This is a genomic window from Glutamicibacter sp. BW77 (assembly GCF_002332285.1).
Lineage (GTDB): Bacteria > Actinomycetota > Actinomycetes > Actinomycetales > Micrococcaceae > Glutamicibacter > Glutamicibacter bergerei.
Genome location: NZ_NRGT01000017.1, coordinates 1 through 10,318 on the forward strand (window position 1 = coordinate 1; position 10,318 = coordinate 10,318).

Annotated in this window: 7 protein-coding genes and 3 pseudogenes; 7 read left to right on the forward strand and 3 right to left on the reverse strand. The window is 53.4% G+C overall.

The features are described 5' to 3' along the window. Positions 1 to 16: 16 nt before the first annotated feature. Positions 17 to 1,096 (reverse strand): IS110-like element ISAar29 family transposase, encoded by a 1,080-nt coding sequence (locus CIK74_RS01765; RefSeq protein ID WP_096253990.1) that lies wholly within the window; start codon positions 1,094 to 1,096, stop codon positions 17 to 19. A gap of 407 nt (positions 1,097 to 1,503) precedes the next feature. Here CIK74_RS01765 and CIK74_RS01770 point away from each other — a divergent pair. Next, positions 1,504 to 2,885 (forward strand): annotated as a pseudogene (locus CIK74_RS01770) (IS3 family transposase). 46 nt (positions 2,886 to 2,931) lie between these two features. Here the strand turns inward: CIK74_RS01770 and CIK74_RS01775 are convergent. Next, positions 2,932 to 3,069, reverse strand: a pseudogene (locus CIK74_RS01775) (NAD-dependent epimerase/dehydratase family protein); the annotation flags it as partial. 54 nt (positions 3,070 to 3,123) lie between these two features. On the opposite strand from CIK74_RS01775, the gene rfbA reads away from it, so the two are divergent. The 4 genes from rfbA to CIK74_RS01795 all read left to right on the forward strand — a co-directional run bounded on the left by rfbA (position 3,124) and on the right by CIK74_RS01795 (position 7,137). Further along, positions 3,124 to 4,005: a glucose-1-phosphate thymidylyltransferase RfbA gene (gene rfbA / locus CIK74_RS01780; protein WP_096253992.1), complete on the forward strand. Its 882-nt coding sequence runs from the start codon at positions 3,124 to 3,126 to the stop codon at positions 4,003 to 4,005. 430 nt (positions 4,006 to 4,435) lie between these two features. Next, entirely contained in the window at positions 4,436 to 5,773 is a 1,338-nt protein-coding gene (locus CIK74_RS01785; protein WP_096253994.1) for a hypothetical protein, read from the forward strand. 63 nt (positions 5,774 to 5,836) lie between these two features. Beyond that, on the forward strand, positions 5,837 to 6,148 hold the full coding sequence (locus CIK74_RS01790) for a transposase (protein WP_170947696.1): 312 nt from the start codon (positions 5,837 to 5,839) through the stop codon (positions 6,146 to 6,148). A 50-nt stretch (positions 6,149 to 6,198) separates the two neighbouring features. Beyond that, positions 6,199 to 7,137, forward strand: coding sequence for an IS3 family transposase (locus tag CIK74_RS01795; RefSeq protein ID WP_240520428.1), 939 nt, complete (start codon positions 6,199 to 6,201; stop codon positions 7,135 to 7,137). Between the two features lie 23 nt (positions 7,138 to 7,160). Here CIK74_RS01795 and CIK74_RS01800 read toward each other — a convergent pair whose 3' ends face one another. Beyond that, positions 7,161 to 8,225, reverse strand: a complete 1,065-nt coding sequence (locus tag CIK74_RS01800) for an IS110 family transposase (protein ID WP_096253998.1) — start codon at positions 8,223 to 8,225, stop codon at positions 7,161 to 7,163. Between the two features lie 263 nt (positions 8,226 to 8,488). On the opposite strand from CIK74_RS01800, the pseudogene CIK74_RS01805 reads away from it, so the two are divergent. Both CIK74_RS01805 and CIK74_RS01810 read left to right on the forward strand, forming a co-directional pair. Then, positions 8,489 to 8,743 (forward strand): annotated as a pseudogene (locus tag CIK74_RS01805) (transposase); the annotation flags it as partial. A gap of 270 nt (positions 8,744 to 9,013) precedes the next feature. Further along, the gene (locus tag CIK74_RS01810; RefSeq protein ID WP_141392837.1) at positions 9,014 to 9,931 is read left to right on the forward strand and encodes a hypothetical protein; all 918 of its coding nucleotides are present in this window, start codon (positions 9,014 to 9,016) and stop codon (positions 9,929 to 9,931) included. Positions 9,932 to 10,318: the final 387 nt, after the last annotated feature.

Here is a 10,318-nt window from a genome sequence, read left to right on the forward strand (position 1 = left end):
ACCATAAAAGGGTCTGTCAACCGGCGATCAGAGCCTCCGCTTGTGAGTTGAAAATGCGGTAGACGCGCCGGGCGAGATAGCGTTTGATGCATCGTCGGATTTCCTTCGTGCTAAGTCCTTCCGCTTCCCGCTTCTGCACGTATTCGCGGGTTTCCTCGTCGTGAGTCATCCGCGTGATGGCGACCATGTGAAGCGCGCTGTTCAGAGACCGGTCGCCGCCGCGGTTGAGTCGGTGACGGACGGTGTTCCCCGATGAGGCCGGGATCGGGTTTACCCCGGCGAGGGAGGCGTATGCGGCTTCCGAATGCACCCGGCCCTGATGGGACCAGACGGTCAGGCATGTGGCGGCCGTGATGGCGCCGAAGCCCTTCACATCCAAGAGCGGTGCCGCCTCGCTGACCTTGACCAGGTCGGTGATCTGCTGGGTGTTGCCCGCCACGTCTTTGTCGAGGTCACCGATCCGCTTGGCCAACCGGACCGCTTCGGTGCGGGCCACGGAAAGCGCCAGTTCCTCGTCCTGCTCACGCCACCGGGAGACCTCGGCAATCTGCGCTCCGGTCAGGGCCTTGCGGGCGTCCAGGCCGAGCTCATTGACGCGCACCAAGGCAGTCAGCCCGTTCACCGCCCGTGTCCGCTCCCCGGTCATGGAATGACGCGCAGATACCAAAACCCTCAGGGCAGCACGGACGCCTTCATTCAGCCGCGGCCGGCGCAGTTGCTTCTCCTGCATCGGGAGCACGGCCCGGGCGATTCGTTGGGCATCGAGCACGTCGGATTTGCCTACGCCGTGGTGGGATTCGGCGTCCATCCGTGCTGCCTCGACAACCGAGTATCCCTTGGTAACCACGGTTCCGGCGAGTATGGCCCCGTAGGAGGCTGCGCCCTCGATCACCCAGAGCACGGCGAGATCAGCACCCGTGCGGCGTGCCACCCACGCGGTGGCTCGGTTGATGCCGGCGCCGGTCGTGGGGAAGTCCCGGGTATCGACGAGTTCACCGGTCGTGGCGGTGATGATGGCGTAAACGTGGTTGCGGGCGTGGGTGTCGACACCGACGACAAACGCATGTGAATGCGCGACGATAGACATGGCGGTCATTGTTCCTTTCCTCTTCACGGATATGGGCATGGCCACTGCCGGCCGATACCAGTCCGGGTAGAGGTCACTTCGGAACAACACTGTGATGAGCCACGCCCTGAGGCGGACAACCTTCTGATCAAGTCACCGAGGTGGGCCGGACGGGTACCGGCCGGCCGCCCCATGGTTGGACAAGTCGTAGGAAAGACACCAATGGGTCACGTGTCAGGTGAGTCACAATCACGAGGCGGGACGGCCAGTCCCTATCCTGCCAGCCAGTCCCAGACCAGCTGCACCAAGTCTCACAGTGTCAGGGTTGAACGGTACCAACGCCTCACAGCAAACCCACCCCAGCGCGTAGGGCAAGAACCAGGAAGCCAACACCCATGTCGAGTCCAGCCGTACCTCAAATGGGACATGATAGTCCTATGACTAATCCCGGACCCCGTGCCGGTGGCCCGTCCCGACGCAGGACATTCACCCCCACCGAGAAACTAGACCTACTGTCCGGTTAGGAGGAAGCCATCGCCGAGCAAAAGGGTGGCGCCTACCTCCGCAAAAATGGCGTCTACTCCTCGCAAATCACCGAATGGCGCAAACTACGAGACGCCGGAGTCCTCGAAGGAAAAACAGCCGGAGCTCGTATCGGCAAGCTTAGCGCCGAGCAAGCTGAAATTGCCCGTCTTCGCCGCCAGTTAGAGGTGAGCGAGGGAAAGCGGAAGAAAACTGAGGATGCCCTAGACATCATGGGAAAACTCTCGGCGTTCTTCGAGAACGCCATCAACGAGTCGCAGGACGAGCTGAAGTCCAAGAAGAAATGAAGCGAGCCTACCACCATTTGCTGGTGATCAAGATCCCGCAACGTAAAGCCGCTGACATGGTTGGTGTTTCACGCACCACGATGAACCGCACACCGAGCAAACTGCAGGACGCTGCGCGTCCGGCGCCGCCGAACAAGCTCAGCACCGTTGAGCGGGCTGCGATTCTCTATGTTTTGAACAGTCCTGAGTGCGTGGATTTGGCCCCGATGCAGGTCTATGCAAAGTTACTCGATGACGGTGTGTATTTGGGTTCTTTATCGACGTTTTACCGGGTTCTCAATGAGAATCGGCTGGTCAAGGAACGTCGCCGATTGGCGAAGCATAAGCCTCGTTCGATCCCCGAGCTGGAAGCCACCGCTCCTGGTGAGGTTCTCAGTTGGGACATCACGAAACTGGCAGGCCCTGTGAAAGGCAAGTACTTCGACTGCTATTTGATGGTCGATATTTATTCACGGTATATCGTTGGCGCGCACGTGCACGCTACCGAGTCTGGCCAGTTGGCTGTGGAGATGATGAGAGAGATCTTTGGCGTCCATGGAATTCCACGGGTGGTCCACGCGGACCGCGGAACGAGTATGACGTCGAAGACGGTCGCGGCTTTACTCTCTGATTTGGAAGTGACTAGGTCGCATTCGAGGCCTCGGGTGAGTAATGATAACCCCTATTCAGAGTCGTTGTTCAAGACTTTGAAGTATGTTCCGCAGTTCCCTGAGCGTTTCTCTTCGTTGGGTGATGCACGGGCGTTTATGAGTGAATTCGTTCAGTGGTACAACCATGCCCATCAGCATTCGGGCATCGGGTTGCATACGCCGGCGGACGTTCATTTTGGGTTGGCTGATTCAGTAGCTGCGAAACGTTCACAGACGTTGGCAGCTGCGCGTGCGCGGTATCCTGAACGTTTTGGTACGTCGCGGGATCCGAAGATTTTGGCGATGCCTGAAGCTGCGTGGATTAACAATCCGAGGAATCGGGTAGTTCAGGCCGCTTGATAGTTATTTAGACTTGCGTTGGTACCGTTTGACTTGAAAAATTCCGACCCGCCAATGAGGCCTTGTTTCCTGCGTAAGTCAGGCTATCGAGCACCGTAACGGATACATCCGTATTGTCCATGAGGTAGTGAACGAAATTAGAGCCGATAAATCCGGCACCACCGGTAACGAGAATTTGTTTCATGCCCATAGCGTACTAGGTGGACTTCTAGATAAGTAAACTGAGAAAATACAAACCATGAAAGGCATTATTCTTGCTGGCGGTACCGGCTCACGACTACACCCCATTACATTAGGAATCAGCAAGCAGCTTGTTCCCGTTTATGACAAGCCGATGATCTACTACCCGCTCTCAACCCTCATGCTGGCTGGCATTCGGGATATTCTAATCATCACCACACCCCAAGACTCAGAGCAGTTCCAACGTCTACTTGGGGATGGCAGCCAGTGGCGGATCAACATCACATACAAGTCGCAGCCAGCACCTGAAGGGCTAGCTCAGGCGTTCTTGATCGGCGAAGAGCATATCGGTGAAGAAAAAGTCGCGCTCATTCTGGGTGACAATATTTTCCACGGCCCTGGCATGGGCGCACAGTTGCAACAGCTCTCGAACATAGATGGCGCTGCGGTCTTTGGATATCACGTAGCCGACCCTACGGCATACGGCGTCGTTGAATTTGACGCTGATGGCCAAGCAATCTCGTTGGAAGAGAAGCCGGTTCACGCCAAGAGCAACTACGCAGTCCCGGGCCTCTATTTCTATGACAACAATGTTGTAGAGATGGCAAAGCAATTGAAACCATCTGCACGTGGCGAACTCGAGATTACGGATATCAATAGGATCTACCTCGAGCAAGGCAAACTCCAGGTAGAGATTCTGCCGAGGGGCACGGCTTGGCTAGACACGGGAACCTTTGATTCTCTCAACGATGCATCCAATTACATTCGCACCATTGAAGCGCGTCAAGGACAGAAAATTGGTTCACCAGAGGAAATTGCTTGGCGCATGAACTACCTGGACGACGATCAACTCCGTTCAGCTAGCTCGTCGCTCTCCAAGAGTGGATATAGCGCCAACCTACTTGCAATTGTTCATGAAAAATATTCGAGCCCGAATTAGGAGGAGCGGCGCCGATGAGCGCTTCATGGCTTCGAATCTTAATCCAGCAACGACTTTCCGCGAATGATAATCATTCAACTGGAGAATGAAATTGCGACCCGTTGAAAAGTAGATTCCAGCCTTAATCACCAATTGAGGATCAAATACAGCTTTACTATATCGCCGGATTTTCAGTTCATTTAGGTGGATTTTCACTATCTCGACTCAAAGAACCCCTAAAGGATACCGAGGCAGACAAATTCGGATCATTGAAAGAGTATCGAAGGCACGCATTCTGGCTAGCGCACCCCCGCAATACTGCAGCATGAGGTGAAGCAGCCGCGCTCGATCCTCCGAGGATGGCGAAGTGCAACAAGACAGCAGCCACATCTGAAAAGATATTTCAACCGGGATTACGAATTTCTACCTTGCCAAAATGGAGGCAAATTTCATGGAAGGTTTCATTGACCACATTTCTCCTGATCGAAAAGTTCTGAAAGGGTGGATAAAAAACCCTGACGAGCTGGAACCGACCCTAAAGGTCCGCATGGGAGAAGAAGTATTTGGCTACGGCCAGATTAGCGCTCCATCAGATGGAACACTTAAACTGAAAGGAGAAGACGCAAGGTCGTTTACCATATACACAGACAGGAAAATTGGACCCTCCGAGATACTCGAGGGAAGCCTGAGTGTTGTTTCAGTTCCAAATCAGTATGGCAAGCCCGTATACCCTTCGGGTGGTCTAATTAAACGAGAAGAAAGGTACTTTTCTGAGTACTTTGCGCGATTGCCTGAAACCCTGAAGAGTGCCATCAAAGATCAGCTGGACGTTAATGTAGCACTTGCTCCCAAAAAACCTGAGTCCGAAAACGAATTATCGTACATGCATTTCCCCGTTGGGCTAGAGGATTCGAAGCGTACCGTGAGGCTCGGGAAAGAGGGGTACCTTTTCGCGGTCGGCGGTGCAAACAAGATCGAATCACGCTACAAAGAACCACAATCACCTGCTGAGATTGCGGCAATGAATAAAGAGATCAGCAGTTGGAAAAGGTTGATTAATAGTAGGTTCAACTATTGCTCTTCGAAAGGAATAAAATTCCTTCAATTTATAGTTCCAGATAAAATAACTGCTTTACCCCAGTTTTCGCCGATCGACTTCAAAGGTGCAACGCCGATGTATCGGAAGTTGATTGAAGAGATGGCCAGCGAAAAACATTACTTGGATCTGCTTCCAATTTTTGAAAATTGGTCAAGCGAACTTTCCCCTTGGCGAAAGGCTGATGGTCATCCCTCGGCCCGAACCATGTATGAGATTTCCACATCCGTAATTAGCGCTCTTGGCTTGGATACTGGCATCCTTGATGCTATGAAATTTGACAAGACGAGGTATCAGGAAGGAGACCTTGGGCAGCGATTCTTCAATATTCCAATCTGGGATGAGAGCATTGAACCGAAATCTATGCCAAACGTAAACATCCGCGAAATTGTAGAAGTTCGCAAACGCAATCAATTTAATGAATTTGCCACAGTAAATCCTCGAATTGGTGTTTATTTACAGTTTGAAAATCCGAATCCGCTTATACGAAAGAAAGTTATGCTCTTTGGGACTTCTACTGCCAGCTACGGAATGCTGCCGAACCAACTAACTTGGTGGCTCAAACAAATTTTTTCTGAATTTCATTTTGTTTGGCAGACAGATCTTGAGTACGATCTTATTGAGCAAAACCAACCAGATATCGTCATTTGTCAGACTGTGGAACGGTTCCTCGCAAGAACACCCTCGAAATAATCCTCTGAGACGAGTTGAATCGTCCCGGGTTTTATGCCGCTTTCTATTGAGAGAATGGAAAGCATGCCCAAGCAGTACACCCCCGAAGTCAAAGCCCGCGCAGTGGACTACATCATGGAACGACTTGACCGCTATAAGTCGGTCTACGCAGCCTGCAATGACATGGCTCCAAAGCTGAACGTCGGTAAAGAAACCCTGCGCCGCTGGGTGCTCCAAGCCCAGGTTGATTCCGGTGAACGAACCGGACCGACCAGCGAAGAACTCGCCGAGATCAAAGCGTTGAAAGCCAAGGTCCGGGACCTTGAAGAAGCCAACGACATCTTGAAGGCATCAGCGATTTTCTTCGCGAGGGAGCTGGACCCTCGCCGGCACTAATCACCGAGTTCATCGACCAGCAACGCGAACACGGCTACGCAGTCCAGCAGATCTGTCAGGCCCTGAATACTCAGGGCCTGAAGGTTTCTGCCCGCACGTATCGCAGTTGGAAAGCAGCTGAACCAGCACCACGGGTCGTCACGGACGCACTCATTTTGAACGTTCTTCATGACCTGCAGAAACCTGATGAAAAGACGGGGAGACCGAAGCCCGAGGTTCTTTATGGGCGGAGGAAAATGCTGGTCTGGTTGCAGCGCAACGGCTTCCCTGACATCTCAAAACACACCGTGGATCGGCTGATGCGTGTGGCTGGGATGAATGGGCTGGTGCGGGGCCGGAGAACGACTACAACGATCCGCGCTAAAGATAAAATCCGGGCGAAAGATCTATTGAATCGGAACTTCTATACTGATGCACCGAACAAGGTGTGGGTCACTGATTTCACTTATGTTCCGATTCGTGGCAGGTTCGCCTATGTGTCCTTCGTGATCGATTTGTTCTCACGCCGGATCTTGTCCTGGGCTTCGTCGACCTCGCATGACACCGAGTTTGTGGAGCAGGCTCTCCAACTGGCCCTATGGCAACGCCGGATTGAGCAAAAAGCGCATGTGGGACCGGCCTTTGGCACCATCCACCATTCAGATGCGGGCAGTGAATATACCTCTCAGAGGTACACTCAGACGCTGGCGATGGAGGGACTGGTGCCGTCGATCGGAACGATTGGGGACGCGTTCGACAACGCGGCCGCCGAAACGGTGATGGGGTTGTTCAAGAACGAGGCGGTTGCTAAGGATTCACCGTTCCGCACTGGATCCTTGGCTACCAAGGCGGACGTGGATGACGTGGTCGTGGAATGGGTCCACTGGTACAACAACGACCGGTTGCACTCGACCCTCGGATATCGGGCTCCGGTTGAATTTGAAGAACTCTATTATGATGAAATGAGCGGCTCGTTACCCGATGAAGCCGCCAGTAAACTGGCGGCGTAATTTCCGGGATGCTTCTATGTTTGTCAAGCAACTGATAGAGGCGGATTTGTTGCTAAGACTCGAAATAGTTGCCGGGTGATGTAGCGCTTGAGACTCCGCATAATTTCGCGTTTAGTGTGTCCTTCTGCAATCTTGCGTTGTACATACTCGCGGGTATCCTTGTCAGCACGCATTCGCGTCAATGCGATGGTGTTGATCGCGCGGTTCAGCCGTCGGTCACCACCGCGGTTAAGACGGTGCCTGACAGTGTTTCCCGAGGACGCTGGGATCGGGCAGGTGCCCGCGATCATTGCGAAGGCAGCCTCGGAGCGGATACGTCCCGGGTGCGACCAAACAGTCATTACGATCGCAGCGGTTACCGCACCTACTCCGCGCATGGCCAGTAGCGCCGGAACATGTCGGGTGGTCAGTTTGGTGAGCTGGACTTGGTTAGCTTTTAAGTCGGCGTCCAAGCCAGCGATCTGCTTGGCCAGGCGTACAGCTTCACTACGTGCCACAGTGGAACCGAGGGTCTCATCGCGTGCGCGCCATGCTGCGATGGTCCTGATTTGGGCTGCTGTCAGTGGCTTGCGGGCGTCAAGCCCTAGGTCATGAGCGCGGACCAGTGCTGTTAGGGCATTGATGGAACGTAGCCGATCGGTATTCATCTGGTCGCGTCCAACGCTCAGTAGTTTCAGTGCGGTCTGGAGATCTCCCGCACGTTGGTCACGAAGTTTTTCCAGGTCCATGACGAGGGTCGATTGGGCTGCTGTGATCGCGTCTAAGGTATCAGTTTTACCTTTGCCTCGCAGCCGCTTGGCTGAAGGAGTTGGTGCTTCAACCACGCGATAGCCAGCCTGCGCAAGACGCTCAGCCATAACCGCTCCGTAGGAGCCTGTGCACTCGGCTGAAACGAGGACGCTTTCGATATCCCCTTCGGTGCGGCGCCCAATCCAGGCTGCTGCGCGTTCCAAACCACGGCTCGTAGTCGGAAAGCTTTCCTGCCCCCGAAGTTTGCCCGAGGGAGACTCCACGATCGCGTAGGTATGAGTTGCGGCGTGTGTATCCACGCCGACGATAAATTGATAGTGATCTGCCACAATTGACATGCGATGTCTCCTTTTTAGCGTGCGGACGTCGTGACCGGCGTCGGCCCGGGAGAAGATCACTACGAGGCATGCCTGTAAGGGGCCACAATCCACAGGGATTGGGCAGGCTTCTAATCAAGCCATCGCGGTGGGCCGGGGCGGCGCCGGCCCTTCCAGCCAGGTGGACAGATCCCGGGAATGACACCCCGTAGGGGTCAGACGATTCATGAGTCACACTTGGCTGGAGGAACCAGTACCACTCTGCCAGCTAGCCCCAGGCCAGCCACCTTCAACACTTACAGACGATTCAAACCCGGGATGTCCATGAGTTCCAGGCGAGGTGGGCGGTGCTGGAGAAGTCGGTGAGAGCAACGAAAATGGTGGAGGCGAAATCGTTGTTCCGCACGCTCACCGCTTGGCGGCGAGAGCTGCTGGTCTTCGTGAGAACCCGGCTGACGAATGCACGCAGCGAGGCAGCGAACTTGACAGCAAAGAACCTCAAACGGATCGGTCGGGGTTATCGGAATCATAGTCATTAGCGGGTTCGGATACTCTTGTATACTGCGAGGCTACGGCCCTGCTGAGCATCCTGCGCTACGCTTAACTTTTAAGAGCCGGATTGCCGGGAATAACCTGCCTTCGCTAACTGCGGATACCGAGTTGCATGCAGCATAGTGACCCCACATAGTTTGACATTCTTCGATGGCGACACTTACACGGAATAGAGTTAAGGTAAGAGTGCGGTTTTGATACAAACCAATTTTCAATATACGTAATTTATACGAGGGTCAATGCTATTTAGTTTCGAAATGAGCACTAAAAAACTGGAGATGAATCAGGCGATTGTCGTTAATGATGGCGGTCGAGAAATTCATTTTCTGGCGCGGAAGGGTGACAATCAGCATATATTCACCAATGTTCCGGTAACGGCAATGCCAATCGTGTCCATGGCTCTACCTCACACATTGACCGTCCTAAGTGTTGGCGCAGACAAGTATGTGACACCATTGCAGGAGCGACTTGATGCTAATGCCTGCAACGAAAACAACGTTCGTTATCGGATCGGTGTACAAGGTAAGCCTAAGAGGGCGGTTATTACATTCGCTCATTACAAAGGTTTTGGCGGATGGCCCGCTCCTTACACTGTCCTCGACGCAACTAAGCTGGCTCTAGCGGACACGCTTTACATTAGCGTCCAAGACCCCTACTTCACGGCAGGCAGTTACTTTATTTCCGATGACTACGGTAACGATCCAGTGCCGGCCATTGTGGCTGTCATTAGCAGGACACTCGAAGAGTATGGATTGTCATCATCCGACGTTACCATCCTGGGGTCAAGCAAAGGAGCGAACATCGCTGGTTTAGTGTCCCAGTTCTTTGAAGATAACCAGTTAATACTTTGCGCTTACTCGATGGATATTGAATACCGGGTGCGAAATACGCCATTTCGCCACTTAGCTTCTGCGCTGGATTTTTTAGGCGTCTCTTTCCCCGACGCATTGTCAGTATTTCAGAAAGAGGCGAGGCGCAAGGAAACGCATTGGTTCTATGCTATTCGGGATGATCTGGCCAACCAAGGCCAGGAGTATATGACAGCGGATCAACTCACGACATATCCAAGCCAAGCCTCACACTCCAACGTGATTGTAGAGCATTGGGATGAGATCCGTACGCTGATCGATCGCCGTCATCCCGTTCTAGATACCAGGGTGGAATCCGTACGTTAGCTTGTGATCGGTGGTAAATATTTGACTCGAGATGTTAGCTTTTCAATCGTTGGCGAACGCACAGACGTCGGCTGGGCACCAGCATGAACCACTATCCGCTCAGGCGAGGATTTAGCGGCTATTCGACTTTAAGCCCATTTTATGTTGTCAAGTTTTGGGAAGTGCTTCGTCGAATGCCTTGAAAATTTGATCCCCTTTGCGGTCGAGGTTGTGGTTGGTGCGTCGACGGGTTTCCACGGTTGTTTTCCTGTTGCCTCACATTTGCTTACGAAATTGCGGGTTTCCTTCTCGCGGGTCATTCAAGTGACGGGGACTGGGGTTCCCCGCAACTAGTGGACACGTGATCTAGCTCATGCTGCTCGCGTTGGCACGGTCCTATGCTGTTCA